Source organism: Streptomyces odontomachicola, assembly GCF_039605595.1.
Taxonomy (GTDB): Bacteria; Actinomycetota; Actinomycetes; order Streptomycetales; family Streptomycetaceae; genus Streptomyces.
This window is the reverse complement of record NZ_JBCFOK010000007.1, coordinates 344,280-365,511: the sequence shown is the minus strand read 5'-3', so window position 1 is coordinate 365,511 and position 21,232 is coordinate 344,280. Positions and strand designations below refer to the sequence as shown.

Sequence of the window (21,232 nt, the reverse complement as noted above, 5' to 3'; positions counted from 1 at the left end):
GTCCACCCACCCGCCCGGATTCCGCCCCTACGGGTTCTCTTCCGTCCGTACCGGGACCCCACCGGAATCCCCGAGACGTCCCCCGCCCCCGACCGAGGAGCCCTTGGTGACCGGAACCCCCGACCATGTTTCCCCCGACTCCCCGCCACACGACCACGACCGCGGCGCGCTGTCCGCCCCCTCCGAGCTGGACCGGGAGGGCTGGACGCGCGCCTCTTCGCGTCTGCTCGTCAAGATGCTCTCGGAGTTCGCCTACGAGGAGATCATCGCGCCCGAGCCCGACCCCGAGGCCGTCCCCGACGCGGACCCTGACAGCGCCCCGGACACCGGCCCCGAGACCGCGTACGCCTCCTACCGGCTGCGCGTCGCCGACGACCTCACCCTCCGCTTCCGCGCGCGCCGTACCGCGTACGGGCACTGGCACATCGACCCGGGCTCGCTCAGCCCCGCGGGCACCGGCCCCCTCGACTTCCTCACCCGCGCGCACGACGGCCTGCTCGGTCTGAGCGGGGACACCACGGGCCATCTGATCCGCGAACTGATCGCCACGCTCGCCGCCGACGTACGCCTCGACCGGCGCACGCCGCCGGCCGCCGAGCTGGCCGAGCTCGGCTACGCGGAGCTGGAGGGGCACCAGACGGGCCACCCCTGGATCGTCGTCAACAAGGGGCGGATGGGCTTCTCCAGCACGGACACCGCACGTTGGGCACCCGAGTCCGGCGTGCCGCGGCGGCTCCCGTGGATCGCCGTGCACCGCCGCATCGCCGACTACCGCGGCGTACCGTCCCTGGAGGAACCGCACCGGCTGTACGCGCGTGAGCTCGGGCCCGGCACGCTGGTGCGCTTCGAGCAGCTGCTGCGCTCGCGCGGGGTGGAGCCGGGTGACTATCTGCTGCTGCCCGTGCACCCCTGGCAGTGGGACGAGACCATCGCGCCGCTCTTCGCCGAGGCGCTCGCCACCGGCGACATCGTGCCGCTGGAGGAGGACCCGGACCTGCGGCTGCCCCAGCAGTCCATCCGCACCTTCCTCAACACCGCGCGCCCCGACCGCCACACGGTGAAGCTCCCGCTGTCCATCCTCAACACCCTGGTGTGGCGCGGCCTTCCGACCGAGCGGACCCGCGCGGCGCCCGCCGTGACCCGCTGGATGCACGAGCTGCGGGACTCCGACCCGTACCTCTCCGAGGAGTGCCGCGTGCTGCTGCTCGGCGAGGTCGCCTCGCTGACCGTGCCGCACCCGCAGTACGACGCGCTGCCCCATGTCCCCTACCAGTACCGCGAGTTGCTCGGCTGCATCTGGCGCGAGCCGCTGACGCCCCGGCTGGAGGCGGGGGAGCGCGCCCGTACGCTGGCCGCCCTGCTGCACACCGATGCGCAGGGGGCGTCCTTCACCGCCGAGCTGGTGCGCCGCTCGGGCCTGGAGCCGGTCGCGTGGCTGCGCCATCTGTTCGCCGCCCTGCTGCCGCCGCTGCTGCACTGTCTGTACCGGTACGGCACGGTCTTCTCCCCGCACGGCGAGAACGCCATCGTGGTCTTCGACGAGCACGACGTCCCCGTACGGCTCGCGGTCAAGGACTTCGTGGACGACATAAACCTGAGCGCGCGCCACGTGCCCGAGCTCGACGCCATGCCGGACGAGGTGCGCGAGGTGCTGCTCACCGAGGAGCCGGAATTCCTGGTGCAGTTCATCCACTCGGGGCTGTTCGTCGGGGTGTTCCGCTACCTGGCGCCGCTGTGCGAGGACGCCCTCGGCGTGCCGGAGCGCGATTTCTGGGCGGCCGTACGTGACGAGATCGACCGCTACCAGGCGCGCTTCCCGCAGATGAAGGAACGGTTCGAGACCTTCGACCTGCTCACCCCGCGCATCGACCGGCTCTGCCTCAACCGCAACCGTCTGCACCTGGACGGCTACCGCGACCGCGCCGAGCGCCCGCACGCCGCCGTGCACGGTACGGTCGCCAACCCGCTGTACGCGCCGTGACCCCGCACCCCCACCGGTACGCCCCGGACGGCGCGGCGGCGGCCCCGGCGCTCCCGGGGCGCGCCGCGCGCGCCCGGCCGCGGCGGACCGGTGGGGGACCGGCCCGGGGCCGTTTGTCGGACCCGGCACGTAAGGTTCGGTATCTATGAGCAAGCCCGCCCTCACCGAACTCCTGCACTCAGCCGTCACCGCCGTGGGCGGCACGGAGCGCCCCGGCCAGGTGGCCATGGCCGAAGCCGTCTCCGAGGCCGTCGAGGACGGCACCCACCTGCTCGTGCAGGCGGGCACGGGCACGGGAAAGTCGCTCGGCTATCTCGTGCCGGCCCTGGCGCAGGGCGAGCGCGTGGTCGTCGCCACCGCGACCCTCGCGCTCCAGCGCCAGCTCGTCGAGCGCGACCTGCCGCGCACGGTCGACGCGCTGCACCCGCTGCTCCGGCGCCGCCCCGAGTTCGCGATGCTCAAGGGCCGCTCCAACTACCTCTGCCTGCACCGATTGCACGAGGGCGTGCCGCAGGACGAGGAGGAGGGCCTGTTCGACCCCTTCGAGTCGGCCGCCCCCACCTCCCGGCTCGGCAAGGACCTGCTGCGGCTGCGCGACTGGTCGGACGAGACCGAGACCGGCGACCGCGACGACCTCACCCCCGGCGTCTCGGACCGCGCCTGGTCCCAGGTCTCGGTCACGGCCCGGGAGTGCCTGAGCGCCTCCAAGTGCGCGTATGGCGCCGAGTGCTTCGCCGAGGCGGCCCGCGAGCGCGCCAAGCTCGCCGACGTGATCGTCACCAACCACGCGCTGCTCGCCATCGACGCGATCGAGGGCGCCCCGGTGCTGCCGGGTCACGAGGTGCTGATCGTGGACGAGGCGCACGAGCTGGTCTCCCGCGTGACCGGCGTGGCCACAGGCGAGCTCACCCCCGGCGGGGTCAACCGCGCGGTGCGCCGCGCCGCCAAGCTGGTCGACGAGAAGGCCGCCGACCAGCTCCTCACCGCGGCGGAGACCTTCGAGCGGCTGATGGAGCTGGCCCTTCCCGGGCGCCTGGAGAAGATCCCCGCGGACCTGGACCACGCCCTGATGGCGCTCAGGGACGCGGCCCGCGCCTGCATCACCGCGCTCGGCAACACCCGCGACCGCTCCGTGCAGGACGAGGACGCCGTGCGCAAGCAGGCCCTCGCCTCGGTGGAGAACGTCCACGCCGTTGCCGAACGCGTCCTGGAGGGCTCCGAGTTCGACGTCGTCTGGTATGAGCGCCATGACCGGTATGGGGCCTCGCTGCGCGTCGCCCCGCTGTCGGTTTCCGGGCTGCTGCGGGAGAAGCTGTTCGAGGACCGCTCGGTGGTCCTCACCTCGGCCACCCTCAAACTCGGCGGCGACTTCCACGGCGTCGGCGCCTCCCTGGGCCTGCGCCCTGAGGACGTACGGGAGCCCGCCGGCGCCGCGCAGGCCGGGGGCGACGCCTCGGCCGAGGGCGGCCGGGAAGCGGCCCGGGAGCAGGAGGCCGAGGACGGGCAGGCCGAAGGCGAGCAGGCGGAGCGGGACGGCGAGGGCGGTCCCCGCTGGCGCGGTCTCGACGTCGGCTCCCCCTTCGACTACCGCAAGCAGGGCATCCTCTACGTCGCCAAGCACCTGTCCCAGCCGGGCCGCGAGGGCTCCCGCAGCGACATGCTGGACGAGCTCGCCGATCTGGTGGGCGCCGCGGGCGGCCGCACCCTCGGCCTCTTCTCCTCCATGCGCGCAGCGCAGGCCGCGGCCGAGGAGCTGCGCGGACGCCTCGACCAGCCGATCCTGCTCCAGGGCGAGGAGACCCTGGGCGAGCTGATCCGGCGCTTCGCCGAGGACCCCGAGACCTGCCTGTTCGGCACGCTGTCGCTGTGGCAGGGCGTCGATGTGCCGGGCGAGAGCCTGCAGTTGGTGGTGATGGACCGCATCCCGTTCCCGCGCCCGGACGATCCGCTGATGAGCGCCCGCCAGAAGTCCGTCGAGGAGGCCGGGGGCAACGGCTTCATGGCGGTCGCGGCCACCCACGCCGCGCTGCTGATGGCGCAGGGCGCCGGTCGCCTGGTGCGGGCCATGGGCGACCGCGGCGTGGTGGCGGTGCTGGACCCGCGCCTGGAGCGCGCCCGTTACGGAGGGTATCTGCGCGCCTCCATGCCCGACTTCTGGTACACCACCGATCGCAACCAGGTCCGCCGCTCCCTCGCGGCGATCGACGCGGCGGCGAAGAAGGGCTGAGTGCCCGAGAGGGGCTGAGGCATCGGCGCGGGGAGCTGCCCGCGCGTGGAAACGCCCCCGCAGGGAGCCCGCGGGGGCGTTCGTACGCGACGTACTCGGCGTACTTGGTGTACTCGGCGGCGTGTGCGCTCGAAAACAGCGCACGCCGACAAAAGCTGGGCCGCCGGTCCCGGCGCAGCTGGGAAACGGCGGCCCGTCCAGGGGCGGTGACGCGCGGAGCGTGGGTGGGGCGCGGGGCCCTCAGACCCTGCGCAGCACGGCGACGACCTTGCCGAGGATCGTCGCGTCGTCACCGGGAATGGGCTGATACGAGGCGTTGTGCGGGAGCAGCCACACATGGCCGTCCTCGCGCTTGAACCGCTTCACGGTCGCCTCGCCGTCCAGCATCGCGGCCACGATGTCGCCGTTCTCCGCGACCGGCTGGCGCCGCACCGTGACCCAGTCGCCGTCGCAGATCGCCGCGTCGACCATGGAGTCGCCGACGACCTTGAGGACGAACAGCTCGCCGTCGCCGACCAGCTGGCGGGGGAGCGGGAAGACGTCCTCGACGGACTCCTCCGCGAGGATCGGTCCGCCCGCCGCGATGCGGCCGACCAGGGGGACGTACGAGGCCGAGGGCTTCCCCGTCGTGTCCGCCGTGGTCTGCGTGCTGGGCGTGTCCGAACCGCGCACCTCGTACGCACGGGGCCTGTGCGGGTCGCGCCGGAGGAAGCCCTTCCGCTCCAGGGCCATGAGCTGGTGCGCGACCGACGAGGTGCTGGAGAGGCCGACGGCCTGCCCGATCTCCCGCATGGACGGCGGGTATCCGCGCCGCTGCACCGAGTCGCGGATGACCTCGATGACCCGGCGCTGCCGGTCGGTCAGGCCGGAGCTGTCCGCCCGGATGCCTGGTGGCCTCCCGGGCAGCGAGCGCTTCGCCTGTGGATTGTCTTCGGGGTCGGGGTGCGCGGGCGTGGCGTCGTTCATCTGCGGAATCTGCTCCAGCGCCTGGCCTGTTCGGTTCTGGGAGGTGATGGTGGCGCTGTCTGCGGTGGTGGTCACGTCGGCCCCTCTCGGCGAGCGGTTCTCCCTAGTAGGCCAACGCTAGTGGGTTTCGAAAGGTTGCGCCAAACACACGTTCGAGTGAAAATCTCTGGTTTGCCTGTCCCGATCTGAGTGCGGGGTGTATAGCTCCACCGGGTTCCGTGTGTCCCGCGAGCGGGATCACAGTCTCGCAGCCCCTCCCGTGGCGCGTTCCGGCAGCCCGTTTCGCGTAGGCTCGGAGCCGCCGGTGCGGCGCGACACGCGTACTGCCGAAGTTGACGCCCCAGCACCAGATCTAGTGCTTTGATGAGCACGTGCCACCACAAGTTGTGGTCCCCGGTGCACCGCGCCGGGGTCCGTCACCTATGCTGGTGGCTGCTTCGGAGGGGCCCTCGTCGCGGGCCCGCCGTAGGCCGTAACAGTCATGCGCGTCGTGGGCTTCGAAGGCTCGAGAAGGGTTGGGGAAACCATGCACTGTCCCTTCTGCCGGCACTCCGACAGCCGCGTCGTCGACAGCCGTACGACCGACGACGGCACCGCGATCAGGCGGCGCCGTCAGTGCCCGCACTGCTCGCGCCGCTTCACCACGGTGGAGAACGCGTCACTCACGGTGATCAAGCGGAGCGGCGTCACCGAGCCCTTCAGCCGGGACAAGGTGATCGCCGGGGTCCGCAAGGCGTGCCAGGGCCGGCCGGTCACGGAGGACGCCCTCGCCCAGCTCGGCCAGCGGGTCGAGGAGGCGGTGCGGGGCACCGGGAGCGCCGAGCTGTCCACGCATGACGTCGGCCTCGCCATACTCGGTCCGCTCCAGGACCTTGACCTCGTGGCATACCTGCGATTCGCCTCGGTCTACCGGGCGTTCGAGTCGCTGGAGGACTTCGAGGCCGCCATCGCCGAGCTGCGCGATGCCCGGCCTCCGTCGGAGGAGCGCGGGGAGGCCGGCGAGGAAGCCGGCCCCGTGCCCGCGCCCACTGCCGCCGCCGACTGAGAGCGGCGGGACGCAGCAGACAGCGAGACGTGACCGGAGCGCACACGGTGGGTGCTCCGGTCTTCAGACAGGCACCGTGCCTCGGAACATATGGGGCGCAACAGGGCGTTATGCCCGAACAGGGAGGCGGAATGACTGAGACGACGAGCGGTCCGGCACGCGGGGGCTCCCGCTCCAAGGGCGGCGGCAAGGCCAACAAGGGACTGCGCATCGAACGCGTGCACACCACCCCCGGCGTGCACCCGTACGACGAGGTGGTCTGGGAGCGCCGCGACGTCGTCATGACCAACTGGCGCGATGGCTCGGTCAACTTCGAGCAGCGCGGTGTCGAGTTCCCCGAGTTCTGGTCGGTGAACTCCACCAACATCGTGACCAGCAAGTACTTCCGCGGCGCCGTGGGCACCCCGCAGCGGGAGAACAGCCTCAAGCAGCTCATCGACCGTGTGGTGAAGACCTACCGCAAGGCCGGTGAGGACAACGGTTACTTCGCCTCCGAGTCGGACGCCGAGATCTTCGAGCACGAGCTGGCGTACGCCGTGCTGCACCAGATCTTCGCCTTCAACTCGCCGGTCTGGTTCAACGTCGGCACCCAGCAGCCGCAGCAGGTCAGCGCCTGCTTCATCCTCTCCGTCGACGACTCCATGGAGTCGATCCTCGACTGGTACAAGGAAGAGGGGATGATCTTCAAGGGCGGTTCGGGCGCCGGTCTCAACCTCTCCCGCATCCGCTCCTCCAAGGAGCTGCTCTCCTCCGGCGGCAACGCCTCCGGGCCCGTCTCCTTCATGCGCGGCGCCGACGCCTCCGCCGGCACCATCAAGTCGGGCGGCGCCACCCGCCGCGCGGCCAAGATGGTCGTGCTCGACGTGGACCACCCGGACGTCGAGGCCTTCATCGACACCAAGGTGAAGGAGGAGGAGAAGATCCGCGCCCTCCGCGAGGCGGGCTTCGACGTGGACCTGGGCGGCGAGGACATCACCTCCGTCCAGTACCAGAACGCCAACAACTCGGTCCGCGTCAACGACGAGTTCATGAAGGCCGTCGAGGCCGGCGAGAACTTCGGCCTGCGCAGCCGCATGACCGGCGAGGTCCTCGAAGAGGTCGACGCCAAGCGGCTGTTCCGCAAGATGGCCGAGGCCGCGCACGCCTGCGCCGACCCCGGCATCCAGTACGACGACACCATCAACCACTGGCACACGTCGCCGGAGACCGGCCGGATCACCGCGTCGAACCCGTGCAGCGAGTACATGCACCTGGACAACTCGTCCTGCAACCTCGCCTCGCTGAACCTCATGAAGTTCCTCAAGGACGACGACGCGGGCAACCAGTCCTTCGACGCCGAGCGCTTCGCCAAGGTCGTCGAGCTGGTCATCACGGCGATGGACATCTCCATCTGCTTCGCCGACTTCCCGACCCAGAAGATCGGTGACACCACCCGCGCCTTCCGCCAGCTCGGCATCGGCTACGCCAACCTCGGCGCCCTGCTGATGGCCACCGGCCACGCGTACGACTCCGACGGCGGCCGCGCCCTGGCCGGCTCCATCACCTCGCTGATGACCGGCACCTCGTACAAGCGCTCCGCCGAACTGGCCGGCGTGGTCGGCTCGTACGACGGTTACGCGCGCAACGCCGAGGCGCACAAGCGCGTCATGAAGCAGCACGCGGACGCCAACGACGCCGCCAAGCGCATGGACGACCTGGACACCCCGGTGTGGGCCGCGGCCACCGAGGCCTGGCAGGACGTGCAGCGGATCGGCAAGAAGAACGGATTCCGCAACGCGCAGGCCTCCGTGCTGGCCCCCACCGGCACCATCGGCCTGATGATGGACTGCGACACCACCGGCGTCGAGCCCGACCTGGCCCTGGTCAAGTTCAAGAAGCTGGTCGGCGGCGGCTCCATGCAGATCGTGAACAACACGGTTCCGAAGGCCCTGAAGCGCATGGGCTACCAGCCGGAGCAGGTAGAGGCGATCGTCGAGCACATCGCCGAGCACGGCAACGTCGTGGACGCGCCGAGCCTGAAGCCCGAGCACTACGAGGTCTTCGACTGCGCGATGGGCGAGCGCTCCATCTCGCCGATGGGCCACGTGCGGATGATGGCGGCGGCCCAGCCGTTCATCTCCGGCGCCATCTCCAAGACCGTGAACATGCCCTCCACCTCCACGATCGAGGACGTCGAGGAGATCTACCTCGAGGGCTGGAAGCTCGGTACCAAGGCGCTCGCCGTCTACGTCGAGAACTCCAAGGTCGGCCAGCCGCTCTCCGCCAAGTCCAAGGACGAGAAGGAGGAGAAGACGGAGGAGAAGGAGCCGGAGAAGGTCATCGAGTACCGCCCGGTCCGCCGCCGCCTCCCCAAGGGCCGTCCCGGCATCACCACCTCCTTCACGGTGGGCGGCGCCGAGGGCTACATGACCGCCAACTCCTACCCGGACGACGGCCTGGGCGAGGTCTTCCTGAAGATGTCCAAGCAGGGCTCGACCCTCGCGGGCATGATGGACGCCTTCTCGATCGCCGTCTCGGTCGGCCTGCAGTACGGCGTCCCGCTGGAGACCTACGTCTCAAAGTTCACCAACATGCGCTTCGAGCCGGCCGGCATGACCGACGACCCGGACGTGCGGATGGCGCAGTCGATCGTCGACTACATCTTCCGCCGCCTGGCGCTGGACTTCCTGCCCTTCGAGACCCGTTCGGCACTCGGCATCCACTCGGCGACCGAGCGCCAGCGCCACCTGGAGACCGGTTCGTACGAGCCGGCCGAGGAGGACGAGGTCGACGTCGAGGGCCTGTCCCAGTCGGCGCACAAGGCGAAGCCGGAGACGGTCGGCGAGGCCAAGGAGAAGGCCAAGGAGAAGGTGCAGGCCGAGGCGAACCAGCCCGACCCGCAGCAGGCTCCGGCCCCGACCCAGGCGCACAATTCCACCGAACTGATGGAAATGCAGCTCGGCTTGAACGCCGACGCGCCGCTGTGCTTCTCCTGCGGCACCAAGATGCGCCGCGCCGGCAGCTGCTACCTGTGCGAGGGCTGCGGCTCCACCAGCGGCTGCAGCTGATCGCGGCTGGACGCGGGTGAGCGTGGCTGAGCGCGGCTGACGCCGTGTCCTCAGCGTGAGTGAGGGCGGGCCCCGGGATCTCCCGGGGCCCGCCTGCTTTTTGCGTGTGCGGGTCTTGCGTTTGCGGGCTTTGCGGCTTCAGGCGTCGCGCCGCTCCCCGCACAGCCGGTCGAGGTGGCCTTCCAGTACGCCGAGCGCATCCGCGGGGGAGAGGTGCCCGATCAGAACGTGCGTGGTCAGGCCGTCCGTGAGCGCGAGCAGTGCCCGCGCCTCCCGCTCGGCTGACGCCTCCGAACTCCCCTCCGCCGCCTCACGGACGAGCCGTACGAGGAGGGGGTGCAGCTCCGCGTAGCTTTCGCGAACCACCTCCGCCAGCGACGGAGTCACCGCCGCCTGCGCCACGAAGGCCAGCCACACGCGGGCCTCGCGCTGTCGCTCCTCCGCGACGAGCGCGACCTCGCCGGTGATACGGGTCAGGGCGTCCCGCGCGGATTCGCCGCCGGGCGCGGCCTCGTCCCGTGCCCCGATGCGCTCCGTGACCCGCGCGCTGACGTGGCTCAGCGCGAAGACGAGCATCTCCTCCTTCGTACGGAAGCAGCGCTGCACCGCGCCCATGGACACCTCCGCCCTGGCGGCCACGTCGCGCAAGCGCACGCCCTCCAGCCCGTGTTCGTCGGCGAGCAGGCAGACCGCCTCGGCGATCCGCACCCGGCGGCCCTCGTGATCGATCCGACGCGGCACGGCGTCGCCTCCCTGGTCCCTCGCATAATCCGATGCGCCTGTATCGGTTACAGGCTACGATGGCGAACGTTGTGATGCAGGTGCATCGGTACGGGGTATGTGCGCGGGGCGGCGGTGCGCTGGAGCGGTGACGGTCCGCGCGGGTGCCGACGTCGGCGCTGGGTCCTGGGTGCTGGCGCCGGAGCCGGAGCCCGTGCCGCACCGTCCGTGATGCGGAAAGGAGCGTGGGCAGTCATGAGCGGCGAGTGGTGGCGGCGCGAGGCGACGGAGGTCGCGGCGGCGGTGCGGAACGGCGAGGTCACGGCCGTCGAGGTCCTGGAGAGCTCTCTGTCGCGGATCGCCGCGGCGAACCCGCAGCTCAACGCCGTCACCCAACTCCGCGCCGACCAGGCGCGAGCCGAAGCGGCGGCCCTCGACGCGCGGCGCGCGGCGGGCAGGGAACTGGGGCCGCTGGCCGGCGTGCCCTTCACGGTGAAGGAGACCACCGCGATCGCGGGGCTGCCGACCACCTTCGGCGCCAAGCGCTTCGCCCACTTCACCGCCCAGCGGGACGCCCCGCCGGTGGCCCGGCTGCGCGCGGCCGGCGCCGTGCCCGTCGGCCACAGCAACATGCCGACCCTCGTCCTGGCCGGTATCCACACCCGCAGCGAACTGTTCGGTGAAACGCTCAACCCCTTCGACCCGCGGGTGACCCCCGGCGGCTCCAGCGGCGGTGACGCGGCGGCCGTGGCCTCGGGCATGACGCCGCTGGGGCTGGGCAACGACGCGGGCGGTTCGGTGCGGCTGCCCGCGGTGTTCTGCGGCGCCGCGGGTCTCAAGCCCACTACGGGGCGCTTCCCCGCCGATCACCGGGTCGGCCCGGAGGACCCCGCGCTCGGCTCGCAACTCCTCGTGGTCGACGGCCCGTTGGCGCGTACGGTGCGTGACCTCCGCGCCGCCTTCGAGGTACTGGCGGGCCCCGGCCCCGCCCCCGAGGACCCGCGCTTCGTCCCCGTACCGTCCCCGCTGCCCGCCCCCGACGGGCCGCCGAAGGTCGGGGTGCTCGCCGATCCGGGCGGTACGGGGGTCCATCCGGACGTGCGGGCCGCGATCGACGCGGCGGCCGGTGCGCTCTCCGACGCGGGGTACGCGGTGGAAGAGGTCACCGAGCCGCCGCCGGTGCGGGAGGCCATGGACGCGTACTCGCGGCTCACGCTGACCGAGTTCAGCCAGAGCTGGCCCGTGGTCAAGACCCTGCTGGGCGAGGGCGGCGACCGCTACATCCAACTGGCCATGGACCAGGCCGAACCGGCCTCCCTCGCCGACTACATCGCACTGCCCGGCCTCCGCCTCGGGCTCCAGCGCAAGTGGGCGCACTTCCAGCAGGACTACCCGCTGCTGCTGGGCCCCGTGTGCACCGAGCCTCCCTTCGCCCCCGATGAGGAGAAGCGCAGCACGGAAGACCGCGACCGCCTCACCCGCGCTGTGCAGCTCAACAGCGTGACCTCCTTCCTCGGCCTGCCCGCCGTCGCGGTGCCGGGCGGCGTCTTCGGCGGCCTGCCGCAGGGCGTGCAGGTGATCGGGCAGCAGTTCCGCGAGGACCTGTGCCTGGACGCGGCTGCGGCAGTCGAACGCGGAGTCGGCACATTCGCGCCACTCGACCGCCTCCACGCCAACTCCTGAACTCCCGGGGAGAGTTGGAACGTCGGGCTTCGCGGTGCGTGTGCGGACCGTCACCGCGATGCCCGTACGATGGCGCGGTGCTGGTCAAGTGGATGCGCTGTTCCGTGGTCGACCGTCGGGGCTTCGAGCGCGGGCAGCGGAAATGGGCGGGTCTGCTCGGCGAACCGGGCTTCCGCGGGCAGGGCGGCGGCTGGAGCCGGGCGCGCGCCGGCGTGGCGCATCTCTTCGGCTTCTGGGAGAGCAGGGCCTTCTACGACTCCTTCATGGCGCGCTCGCACGACCGGCTGCACGCCGCTCAGATCGGCACCTACAAGGACATGCGGGTGCGGCTCTTCGACTACCGCTTCGACGTGAAGACGGGCTTCCGGCCCGTCTTCACCGACGCCGACCTGCTGCGGGTGGCCCACTGCCGGGTCCGCAGCGACCGCGTCGAGCACTACACGCACATGCAGGAGAAGGTGTGGAATCCGGCCATGGCCGGCTCACCCGGGATGCTGCGCGGGGTCTTCGCCCAGGCGTGCGCCGAGGATGAGTTCCTGGTGCTCTCCATGTGGGACTCCGCGGCGGAGCACGGCAAATACCGGACGGAACGTGTCGAACGGCTCGCCTTCCGTGCCCAGACCGGCGCCGATGTGACGGGCATAGCGGGCGATGTGATCGATCTCGAACCGTCCTGGACCGTATGAGTCCGTAAGTGAATCTACAGTGGGCCGCATGGCACGTCCCCGTCGCATCGTCCTGGTCAGACACGGAGAGTCGGAGGGCAACACCGACGACACCATCTACGAACGTGTCCCCGACCACGCCCTTGCCCTGACCTCCCGCGGCCTGCGGCAGGCCGAGACCACGGGTGAGCAGCTCCGGAAGGTCTTCGGCCAGGAGCGCGTCTCCGCCTACGTCTCTCCCTACCGCCGCACCCACGAGACCCTCGCCGCCTTCGGCCTGGAGCCCTCGCTGCTCCGGGTGCGCGAGGAGCCCCGGCTCCGCGAACAGGACTGGGGCAACTGGCAGGACCGGGACGACGTGAAGAAGCAGAAGGCCTACCGGGACGCCTACGGCCACTTCTTCTACCGCTTCGCCCAGGGCGAGTCCGGCGCCGACGTCTACGACCGGGTGGGCGCCTTCCTGGAGAGCCTGTGGCGCAGCTTCGAATCGCCCGACCATCCGCAGAACGTCCTGCTCGTGACCCACGGCCTCACCATGCGGCTGTTCTGCATGCGGTGGCTGCACTGGACGGTCGCGGAATTCGAGTCGCTGTCCAACCCCGACAACGGCGAGACCCGCACCCTCGAACTCGGCCCCGACGGCAAATACCACCTGGACCGCCCCTTCGACCAGTGGTGCACACCCCGTCCTTACGGGGTCTGCGGTTAAGGTCGGCCCACGATGACCGCTGAACACTCTCCCCACTCCGTACGCGACCAGCGGGCCGCCCGCGCTCTCGCCGCCCTGCGCGGTCTCGCGGTGGGCGACGCTCTGGGGTCGCAGTTCTTCGTCCCCGTACATCTCCCCCTGCTGCGCCGCCGCGAACTGCCGCCCGGCGAATGGCAGTGGACCGACGACACCGAGATGGCCGGCTCGATCCTCACCGTCCTGGTGGAGCACGGCGAGATCGACCAGGACGCCCTGGCCGCCGCCTTCGCCGAGCACCACGACTTCGACCGGGGCTACGGGCCCGCGGTGAACCGCATGCTCCGGCAGATCCGCCAGGAGGGCGCCGACTGGCGGGAACTCGCCGCCGCCCTCTTCGACGGCGCGGGCTCCTGGGGGAACGGCGCCGCGATGCGAGTCGCCCCGCTCGGCGCCTGGTACGCCGACGATCCGGAGCGCGCCGCCGACCAGGCTGAGCTCTCCGCCTACGTCACCCACCAGCACCGCGAGGCCGTCGCCGGGACCCGCGCGGTGGCGGCGGCCGCCGCCGTACTGGCGGGCCACGACGAGCCGTCCGCCCCCGACGGCCCCGAACTCCTCGGGCGCGTACTGGAATTGGTGCCCCGCAGCGCCGTACAGGCCGGGATCCGCCGGGCGCGCGACATGCTGGACTACGCGGACGTGGGCACGGTGGCCGCCGTGCTCGGCTGCGGGCGGCGCACCAGCGCGCACGACACCGTGCCCTTCTCCCTGTGGGCGGCGGCCCGCCACCCCGGCGACTTCGCCGCGGCCTTCTGGGACACCGCTCAGGCAGGCGGAGACGTCGACACGACCTGCGCCATCGTCGGCGGAATCGTGGCCTCGGGCCCTGCGGGAGCCCCGCCCGAGGAGTGGGCACGTCATACGGAACACCTCCCTGAGTGGTTGCCGAAGGTGGAGGGATAACCAACCTTCGCTGGGCGGGTCAGCGGACGTCGCGCCCGAAGGGCCCCGGAGAGCTGCCGCCGTCTGTGCTGGTGGGCGTCCTGCCTGGAAGCTTCCGGAGGGCTGCTGCCTCAGGCCTTCGCCGCCCCGGGACTGCCCTCGACCGCCGCTTGCCCCGTACCCTCGCCGCCACCGCCCCTGCCGGCGAGCGCCTCCAGGTCGCTCTTGCGGACCCGTATGACGGTCGAGGCCACGAGCAGCGCCACCAGGACCAGGCCCGTCGCGGCCATGAAGGCCGAGGACATGCCTTCCGCGAGCACCTTGTCGCCCCAGGTGCCGGGCAGCCGGTGCGTCGCGGCGAACTGCGCCTTCTCCGACGCCGAGGCGTTCGCCAGGAAGTCGGGTATCTGGTGCTTGGCCTCGTTCCTGCTGGTGGTGCCGAAGACGGTCATCAGGATGGAGAGGCCCAGCGAACCGCCCACCTGCTGGGTCGCGTTGAGCTGTCCCGTCGCGGCCCCGGTCTCGTGCTGCGGGACCCCGGACACGGCGGTGAGGGTCAGCGTCACGAAGTTGAGGCCCATGCCGAAGCCGAAGACGAGCATCGGGCCGAGGATTCCGCCCACGTAGCTGCTCTCCGGGTCGATGAAGGTCAGCCACCCGAGGCCGACCGCGGCGAGCGTCGAGCCCGCCACCATGAACGGCTTGGGTCCCAGAACCGGCAGCAGGCGCTGCGATATCCCCGCGGCCACCACGATCACCCCGGACACGGGCAGGAACGCGACGCCCGCCCGCAGAGGGCTGTAGTGCAGCACGTCCTGCACGAACAGGACCAGGAAGAAGAACATCCCGAACATCGCCGCGGCCAGGCACAGCATGATCGCGTAGGTGCCGGAGCGGTTGCGGTCGGCGAACATCCGGAGCGGCGTGATCGGCGCGCGGGCACGCCTCTCGATCCCCAGGAAGGTGGCGAGGAGCACCACGGCGAGTCCGAACGCGGTGAGCGTGTACGGATCGCGCCATCCCTGGTCGGCGGCGCGGATGAAGCCGTACACCAGGGAGATCATCCCGGCCGTCGAGGTGAGCGCCCCGGCGAAGTCGAAGCGTCCCGGGTGCCGTTCGGACTCCGAGATGAACCGCGGCGTCAGGGTCGCGATCAGGATGCCGATGGGTACGTTCACGAACAGCACCCAGCGCCAGTCGAGCCATTCGGTGAGCATGCCGCCGGCCAGCAGGCCGATGGCCGCGCCTCCGGCGGAGACGGCCGCGAACACGCCGAACGCCCTGTTGCGCTCCGGCCCTTCGCGGAAGTTGGTGGCGATCAGCGCGAGCGCGGTCGGAGAGGCGATGGCCCCGCCGACGCCCTGCAGGGCCCGGGCCGCGAGCAACTGCCAGGGCTCCTGGGCGAGTCCGCCGAGGAGCGAGGCGAGGATGAAGAGCAGGACGCCGGTCATGAACATCCGGCGCCGCCCCAGGATGTCCCCGGCACGGCCGCCGAGCAGCAGCAGCCCGCCGAAGGCCAGGGTGTACGAGGTGACCACCCAGGAGAGGCTGGTGGTGGAGAAGCCCAGGGCGGTCTGGATGTGCGGAAGCGCGATGTTCACAATCGTGGCGTCGAGCACAACCATCAGCTGGCAGGCGGCGATGACGGCCAGAGCGATCCCGCGTCGCCCCGAGTGCCGCGCCGTCCCCGGGCTTCCGCCGGGTCGGCCCTCGGCTAAGGAAGAGGTCGCTGAACTGGTCACGAGATTCCCCCACTTGAGACCCAGTGAACGGTGGCGTTCACTAGTGGGCACTACTCTAGAGAGGTCGAGTAGTGAACGCAAGCGTTCACTAACGCTTCTCTGGTCGCTCCCTGGCGGGCGGCGCGATTGCGCTACACGCGAACCCTCGTCCCCAAGGCCCTTGAGAACACGGAGAGATGACGATGCCCCCCACGAAGTCAGCGGAGTCCGGCGAGAAGCGGCCCCCCGCCGCCCGCCGCCGCGGCGCCGAACTCGAGCGCGCGATCCTCGACGCCACGCTCGAAGCGCTCGGCGAGGTCGGGTGGTCAGCCCTCACCATGGAGGGCGTCGCCACCCGCGCACGTACGGGCAAGGCCGCCGTCTACCGCCGCTGGCCCTCCAAGGCCGAACTCGTCGCCGAGGCCCTGTATTCGGGGCTCCCCGGGGTCTCCGTGCCGCCCGACAGTGGTGATCTCCGGGCGGATCTGATCGAGCTGTGCCGCCGGATGCTGAGCGCCATGTACTCGCAGTCCGGCTGCGCCCTGCGGGCCGTGCTCGACGAGTGCGACCGCACCGAGGCGGAGCGCTTCCACGAGCTGATCATGGGCGGCGTGGTCCAGCCGGGGAAGCAGGTCATGTCCGATGTGGTGCGGCGCGGAATAGAGCGGGGCCAGGTGCGCGCGGACGCCACGGGGGAACTGGTGGCCGACGTGCTGCCCGCGATGATGATGTACCGTCACAAAGTCACCGGCGGCGAGCTCGCCGAATCCGACCTGGCGGACGTCGTCGACCAGGTCGTCCTCCCCCTCCTGGAGCCCCGCGGCCGATGATCGGGGCAGGCTGACCAGGGACGAAGCCGGACCAGTGGCAGAACGACGTTTTCCGTCGGTCCGCCACGAGTGACAATGGAGGTGCGACGGACCCGTGTCCGCCCGCACTCGACACAGCCGCTACGCTTATTGTCGCCATGCCGTACGAGCCCCCAACACACCGCGTCGAGCGCTCGCTCCGCGCCACCACCGGAGCGAAGGTCGTTGCGGGAGTCGACGAGGTGGGCCGCGGCGCTTGGGCCGGGCCCGTCACGGTGTGCGCGGCCGTCACCGGGCTCCGCAGGCCGCCCGAAGGTCTCACCGACTCCAAGCTGCTCAGCGCCGCGCGGCGCGACGAGCTCGAGGAGCAGCTGACCGGCTGGGTCACGGCATACGCACTCGGCCACACCGCCCCGGAGGAGATCGACGAACTGGGGATGACCGCCTCGCTGCGCCTGGCCGCGGTACGGGCACTGGAAGCCCTGCCCGTGCGCCCCGACGCGGTGATCCTGGACGGCAAGCACGACTACCTCGGACCGCCATGGCAGGTCCGTACCGTCATCAAGGGCGACCAGAGCTGCATCGCGGTGGCGGCCGCCTCCGTGATCGCCAAGGTGCGCCGGGACGCGATGATGGCCGAACTCGCCCCCGAATGCGAAGGATTCGCCTTCGAGGACAACGCCGGGTATCCCTCGCCCGTCCACCGGGCGGCGCTCCAGGAGCGGGGCCCGACACCCCACCACCGGACCTCCTGGGTCTTCATGGACGCGCTTCCCCAGTGGGAGCACCTGCGGCGCGGAAAGCGCCCGGACCCCGCGGAGCAGATCGGTCTGTTCTGATTCCACCGAGCTCGCGGGTGGGGCGGCCGGAGCACGGGTCGAACCCGCCGACACGCCCCGCACCCGCGTTTGATAGACATCACCCCATGCCTCTCACCCCTGAGGAGCCACAGATTCACGAGAGTGTCCCGGGCCCCCGCACCACCGCGGGATCGACCCGAACTCCGCAGGCCCCCCGCCCCGCCGCATCCGTTCCCGGCCCCCGGCCCTCGCCCCGTCCCGCCCAGCGCGCGGACAGCAAGGGTCCCGGCTCAGGCCGCCCCGGCACGGTGCGCTCCGGGGGAGCGTCCTCCCCGCGTACGGCGCCCTCGGCGCCCACCGCGCAGATCCAGCTGGTCGCCGCGACCGACGAGACGGCCGTCGAGGCGGCCGACGACACGGTCGACAAGCTGCTGGACGACGGCCGCGAGCCCGGCGAGGTGCTGGTGATCACCACCGGTGAGCAGCACCCCTGGGCGCAGCACGAGCTCTCCTTCGGCGAGGACGCCTACTGGCGCCAACTCGCCGACGGCGAGGACGTGTTCTGCGCGCACGCCGCCGCCATCGGCCGGCTGACCGGCCGCCCCGTCGTGGTGCTCGCCGTGAACGGCGGCACCGACGCCGAGGCCGCCCAGGCCCTTCCCGCCGCCCTGGAGAAGGCCGGCGCCGAACTGATCGTCTGCGGCAACCCGCAGCGACTGGCCGCCCTGCTCTGAGCCCCGGCCCTGTGGCACCGGCTGCCACAGGGCCGCGGCCTCGGGGGAGGCGTTTCAGGATGCGGCCGCCGCGTGCGGCTGCACCTCCGAATCCCCGTCCTCCGTACGCGGTGGGGCGGGCATGACGGGTGGGTCAGCGGCGCGGCCGGCCCTGGGGTAGCGGCCTCCGCGCCCTTCACCCAGCACCTGCCAGCCGTTGCCGGTGAGTGTGACGTAGGCCCCGCAGCGCAGGCCGTGCAGGGTGCAGGCGTCGCGCAGCCCCCACATCCACGCGCCGTCCGTCTCCGTCCAGCGGGGATCTCCGTCCCGGCAGTACAGCAGTACGGCGGTGTGCACCGGGGTGCGGCGGCGCAGGTCGTGCGGGATCACCCTGCGCAGCCGGTCGAGCAGGGCGTTCCGGAACTCCCAGCCGTCCGGGCGGGCCGTACGGTGCGCGAACGACGCGCTGGCCACGAGCCGTTCGCCCGGATCCAGCACGGCGACCACGGCCGTCGACCTGCGCGGCAGATGCCGTTCGCACAGGCCGGTCACGACGTCTCTCGGGTCCCGCAGCAGGGGTATCTCCGCTGCGGACCATTCGGCGATCTCCAGCGTGCGGCCCAGCCGGGCGGCGGAGTCGGTGGAGGGCGGCGGTGCAAAGCCGAAGGACACGTTCCTCCCCTCGTCCGTTGCGAGGCCCCATTTTCCCTGCCACCGTCCCGCCGCGGCAATGCTCCGTAGCTACCCCTGTACGGCGAGGACCAGCGGCAACACCCTCTCTGCGCCCGCCTTTCTGAGCATCCGCGCCGCTATGGCGAGGGTCCACCCGGTCTCCGTACTGTCATCGACCAGCAGCACCGGGCCTCCCGCCTCCGCTATGGACGCGCTCAGCTCAGGGGGCACGGTGAACGAGCCGTGCAGCACCCGCAGCCGCTGTGCGCTGTTGCTCCGCGGCGGGCTTGTCGGCAGGTCGTCCTCCGCATAGGCGACCGTGCCGAGCAGCGGCATGCGCCCGACCTCGGCGATCCGCTCACCGAGCGAGTGGATCAGCTGCGGCCGCGACCGGGAACCCACCGTCACCACGCCTACCGGACGGGCCGGCGCCCCGGGCTCCCCTGAGGCCCAACCCCCGGGCCCACGGGCCCAGTCGGCGAGCACCGTCACGGCCGCGTCCAGCACGTCGTCCGGCACGGGGCCGTCCGGCGCCTGCGGCGCGAGGAGGGGGCGCAGCCGGTTTCCCCAGCCGATGTCCGAGAGCCTGCCGACGGCGCGGCCCGTCTCCGCCTGCTCCCGCTCGGGGATGCGGCCCTTGAGCTCCAGGCCGACGGACGGCAGTCCGGTGGGCCACATGCGGCGCGGCTCCACCTCGACGCCGGGCCGGCCGAGCTCGCCCCGCGCGGCATCGAGGGCCTCGGACGACACCTCGGGGGAGAACCGCGGACCCGCGCAGTTGTCACAGCGGCCGCACGGCGCGGCTTCCTCGTCGTCCAACTGGCGCCGCAGGAACTCCATCCGGCAGCCCGTCGTGCCCGCGTACTCCCGCATGGCCTGCTGCTCCGCCGACCGCTGCCGGGCCACCCAGGCGTACCGCTCGGTGTCGTAGGTCCAGGGCTGGCCCGTCGCCGTCCAGCCGCCCTTCACGCGGCGTACGGCCCCGTCCACGTCCAGGACCTTGAGCATCATCTCCAGCCGGGAGCGCCGGAGTTCGACCTGCGGCTCCAGGGCGGGGAGGGACAGCGGCCGGTCGGCCCCGGCCAGCACATCGAGCGTGCGCCGCACCTGCTCCTCGCGCGGGAAGGCGAGCGAGGCGAAGTACTCCCAGATCTTCTCGTCCTCCGGGCCCGGAAGCAGCAGCACCTCCGCATGCTCGACGCCGCGGCCGGCCCTTCCCACCTGCTGGTAGTAGGCGATGGGGGAGGAGGGCGAGCCGAGATGCACGACGAACCCGAGGTCCGGCTTGTCGAAGCCCATACCCAGCGCCGAGGTCGCGACGAGCGCCTTCACCCGGTTTTCGAGCAGCGCGGTCTCTGCGGCCTCGCGGTCGGCGTTCTCCGTGCGCCCGGTGTACGAAGCGACCTCCTGGCCCTGGTGGCGAAGGAAGGCGGCCACTTCTTCCGCGGCGGCGACCGTCAGGGTGTAGATGATGCCCGAGCCCGGGAGCTGATCCAGGTGATCCGCCAGCCACGCCATGCGGTGAGCGGCATCGGGCATACGGAGAACCCCCAGGCTGAGGCTCTCCCGGTCGAGCGGCCCGCGGAGCACGAGTGCTTCTTCGCCCGTTCCGGCCGCTGCCTCACCGTTGCAGTTCTTGCCGGACTGGCCGCCGGTGCCCAGCTGCTCTGCCACGTCGGCCGTGACGCGGGCGTTCGCCGTGGCGGTCGTGGCCAGCACCGGTACGCCCGGCGGGAGCTCGGCGAGCATCGTGCGCAGACGCCGGTAGTCGGGGCGGAAGTCGTGGCCCCAGTCGGAAACGCAGTGCGCCTCATCCACGACGAGCAGTCCCGTGGACGCGGCGAGCTTCGGCAGCACCTGATCGCGGAAGTCCGGGTTGTTCAGCCGCTCCGGGCTGACCAGGAGCACGTCGACGTCTCCGGCCGCCACCTCGGACTGGATCGTCTCCCATTCCTCGACATTGGCGGAGTTGATCGTCCGGGCCTGGATGCCCGCACGTGCCGCGGCCTCCACCTGGTTCCGCATGAGCGCCAGGAGCGGCGAAACGATCACGGTGGGTCCGCTGCCCCGCTCCCGCAGCAGCGAGGTGGCCACGAAGTACACGGCGGACTTTCCCCAGCCCGTGCGCTGCACGACCAGTGTCCGGCGCCGCTCCGCGACCAGGGCCTCGACGGCCCGCCACTGGTCCGCGCGCAGCCGGGCTGTGCCGCTGGGGTCTCCGACGAGACGGGCGAGTACGGAGTCGGCTGCTTGGCGCAGGGCTGTGTCGGTCATGGCCCCCATGCAACCGGAAGCGGGCGGCAAAGGGCGAACCACGCCTGTGGAAAACCTCAGAACTGTGGGCTTGTATTACTAATACCGAGGGCTGTGGACAGTTTTCAGCAGGCCATCGGCTCTTCGGTCACCGTCTAGGCATGACGCAATCCAACGGCGCGCAGAGCGAATACGGCCAGAACGGCGAAGGCAGCAGCGAGTACGGCGAAGGCGACGAGCACGGCGGATCATGGGAGGGCAGCGGAGCGCGAGAGGGCGGGGCCGGCGCGGATGAGGTCC

At 71.4% G+C, this 21,232-nt stretch carries 16 protein-coding genes; 11 read left to right on the top strand and 5 right to left on the bottom strand.

What is annotated here, in order from left to right:
* The first annotated feature begins 106 nt into the window (after nt 1-106).
* Together ABEE00_RS16055 and ABEE00_RS16050 are read left to right on the top strand one after the other, a co-directional pair.
* The gene (locus ABEE00_RS16055; RefSeq protein WP_451918590.1) at nt 107-1,981 is read left to right on the top strand and encodes an IucA/IucC family protein; all 1,875 of its coding nucleotides are present in this window, start codon (nt 107-109) and stop codon (nt 1,979-1,981) included.
* A 145-nt stretch (nt 1,982-2,126) separates the two neighbouring features.
* On the top strand, nt 2,127-4,208 hold the full coding sequence (locus tag ABEE00_RS16050; RefSeq protein WP_345746139.1) for an ATP-dependent DNA helicase: 2,082 nt from the start codon (nt 2,127-2,129) through the stop codon (nt 4,206-4,208).
* Nucleotides 4,209-4,448: 240 nt separating this feature from the next.
* Here the strand turns inward: ABEE00_RS16050 and lexA are convergent, their stop codons facing one another.
* Entirely contained in the window at nt 4,449-5,249 is an 801-nt protein-coding gene (gene lexA / locus ABEE00_RS16045) for a transcriptional repressor LexA (RefSeq protein ID WP_345746138.1), read from the bottom strand.
* 451 nt (nt 5,250-5,700) lie between these two features.
* Between lexA and nrdR the strand changes: the two genes are divergently transcribed.
* Both nrdR and ABEE00_RS16035 read left to right on the top strand, forming a co-directional pair.
* Nucleotides 5,701-6,219: a transcriptional regulator NrdR gene (gene nrdR, locus ABEE00_RS16040; protein WP_345746137.1), complete on the top strand. Its 519-nt coding sequence runs from the start codon at nt 5,701-5,703 to the stop codon at nt 6,217-6,219.
* 131 nt (nt 6,220-6,350) lie between these two features.
* Complete coding sequence (locus ABEE00_RS16035) at nt 6,351-9,266, top strand: vitamin B12-dependent ribonucleotide reductase (RefSeq protein ID WP_345746136.1); 2,916 nt, start codon at nt 6,351-6,353, stop codon at nt 9,264-9,266.
* 138 nt (nt 9,267-9,404) lie between these two features.
* Here the strand turns inward: ABEE00_RS16035 and ABEE00_RS16030 are convergent, their stop codons facing one another.
* Entirely contained in the window at nt 9,405-10,007 is a 603-nt protein-coding gene (locus tag ABEE00_RS16030; protein WP_345746135.1) for a TetR/AcrR family transcriptional regulator, read from the bottom strand.
* A gap of 234 nt (nt 10,008-10,241) precedes the next feature.
* Between ABEE00_RS16030 and ABEE00_RS16025 the strand changes: the two genes are divergently transcribed.
* The 4 genes from ABEE00_RS16025 to ABEE00_RS16010 all read left to right on the top strand — a co-directional run bounded on the left by ABEE00_RS16025 (nt 10,242) and on the right by ABEE00_RS16010 (nt 13,985).
* Nucleotides 10,242-11,669, top strand: coding sequence for an amidase (locus ABEE00_RS16025; RefSeq protein ID WP_345746134.1), 1,428 nt, complete (start codon nt 10,242-10,244; stop codon nt 11,667-11,669).
* A 77-nt stretch (nt 11,670-11,746) separates the two neighbouring features.
* Nucleotides 11,747-12,355, top strand: coding sequence for a YdbC family protein (locus ABEE00_RS16020; protein ID WP_345746133.1), 609 nt, complete (start codon nt 11,747-11,749; stop codon nt 12,353-12,355).
* Between the two features lie 28 nt (nt 12,356-12,383).
* Nucleotides 12,384-13,043 carry a histidine phosphatase family protein gene (locus ABEE00_RS16015; RefSeq protein WP_345746132.1) on the top strand — a complete coding sequence of 220 codons (660 nt, stop codon included), beginning with the start codon at nt 12,384-12,386 and terminating at the stop codon, nt 13,041-13,043.
* Between the two features lie 12 nt (nt 13,044-13,055).
* Nucleotides 13,056-13,985 (top strand): ADP-ribosylglycohydrolase family protein, encoded by a 930-nt coding sequence (locus ABEE00_RS16010; protein ID WP_345746131.1) that lies wholly within the window; start codon nt 13,056-13,058, stop codon nt 13,983-13,985.
* Nucleotides 13,986-14,095: 110 nt separating this feature from the next.
* Here ABEE00_RS16010 and ABEE00_RS16005 read toward each other — a convergent pair whose 3' ends face one another.
* Nucleotides 14,096-15,706 carry an MFS transporter gene (locus ABEE00_RS16005; protein ID WP_451918589.1) on the bottom strand — a complete coding sequence of 537 codons (1,611 nt, stop codon included), beginning with the start codon at nt 15,704-15,706 and terminating at the stop codon, nt 14,096-14,098.
* A gap of 182 nt (nt 15,707-15,888) precedes the next feature.
* Between ABEE00_RS16005 and ABEE00_RS16000 the strand changes: the two genes are divergently transcribed.
* The 3 genes from ABEE00_RS16000 to ABEE00_RS15990 all read left to right on the top strand — a co-directional run bounded on the left by ABEE00_RS16000 (nt 15,889) and on the right by ABEE00_RS15990 (nt 18,028).
* Nucleotides 15,889-16,515 carry a TetR/AcrR family transcriptional regulator gene (locus tag ABEE00_RS16000; RefSeq protein ID WP_345746130.1) on the top strand — a complete coding sequence of 209 codons (627 nt, stop codon included), beginning with the start codon at nt 15,889-15,891 and terminating at the stop codon, nt 16,513-16,515.
* 137 nt (nt 16,516-16,652) lie between these two features.
* Nucleotides 16,653-17,333: a ribonuclease HII gene (locus ABEE00_RS15995; RefSeq protein WP_345746129.1), complete on the top strand. Its 681-nt coding sequence runs from the start codon at nt 16,653-16,655 to the stop codon at nt 17,331-17,333.
* 86 nt (nt 17,334-17,419) lie between these two features.
* The gene (locus ABEE00_RS15990) at nt 17,420-18,028 is read left to right on the top strand and encodes a hypothetical protein (RefSeq protein WP_345746128.1); all 609 of its coding nucleotides are present in this window, start codon (nt 17,420-17,422) and stop codon (nt 18,026-18,028) included.
* A gap of 54 nt (nt 18,029-18,082) precedes the next feature.
* Here ABEE00_RS15990 and ABEE00_RS15985 read toward each other — a convergent pair whose 3' ends face one another.
* Both ABEE00_RS15985 and ABEE00_RS15980 read right to left on the bottom strand, forming a co-directional pair.
* Nucleotides 18,083-18,679 carry a hypothetical protein gene (locus ABEE00_RS15985; protein WP_345746127.1) on the bottom strand — a complete coding sequence of 199 codons (597 nt, stop codon included), beginning with the start codon at nt 18,677-18,679 and terminating at the stop codon, nt 18,083-18,085.
* Between the two features lie 69 nt (nt 18,680-18,748).
* Nucleotides 18,749-20,953 (bottom strand): RecQ family ATP-dependent DNA helicase, encoded by a 2,205-nt coding sequence (locus ABEE00_RS15980; protein WP_345746126.1) that lies wholly within the window; start codon nt 20,951-20,953, stop codon nt 18,749-18,751.
* Nucleotides 20,954-21,232 lie beyond the last annotated feature (279 nt).

Coding starts and splice junctions, on each gene's coding strand:
- nrdR (WP_345746137.1), top strand. CDS start 5,701: ATGCACTGTCCCTTCTGCCGGCACTCCGACAGCCGCGTCGTCGACAGC.
- ABEE00_RS16035 (WP_345746136.1), top strand. CDS start 6,351: ATGACTGAGACGACGAGCGGTCCGGCACGCGGGGGCTCCCGCTCCAAG.
- ABEE00_RS16050 (WP_345746139.1), top strand. CDS start 2,127: ATGAGCAAGCCCGCCCTCACCGAACTCCTGCACTCAGCCGTCACCGCC.
- ABEE00_RS15995 (WP_345746129.1), top strand. CDS start 16,653: ATGCCGTACGAGCCCCCAACACACCGCGTCGAGCGCTCGCTCCGCGCC.
- ABEE00_RS16010 (WP_345746131.1), top strand. CDS start 13,056: ATGACCGCTGAACACTCTCCCCACTCCGTACGCGACCAGCGGGCCGCC.
- ABEE00_RS15990 (WP_345746128.1), top strand. CDS start 17,420: ATGCCTCTCACCCCTGAGGAGCCACAGATTCACGAGAGTGTCCCGGGC.
- ABEE00_RS16015 (WP_345746132.1), top strand. CDS start 12,384: ATGGCACGTCCCCGTCGCATCGTCCTGGTCAGACACGGAGAGTCGGAG.
- ABEE00_RS16000 (WP_345746130.1), top strand. CDS start 15,889: ATGCCCCCCACGAAGTCAGCGGAGTCCGGCGAGAAGCGGCCCCCCGCC.
- ABEE00_RS15980 (WP_345746126.1), bottom strand. CDS start 20,953: ATGACCGACACAGCCCTGCGCCAAGCAGCCGACTCCGTACTCGCCCGT.
- ABEE00_RS16025 (WP_345746134.1), top strand. CDS start 10,242: ATGAGCGGCGAGTGGTGGCGGCGCGAGGCGACGGAGGTCGCGGCGGCG.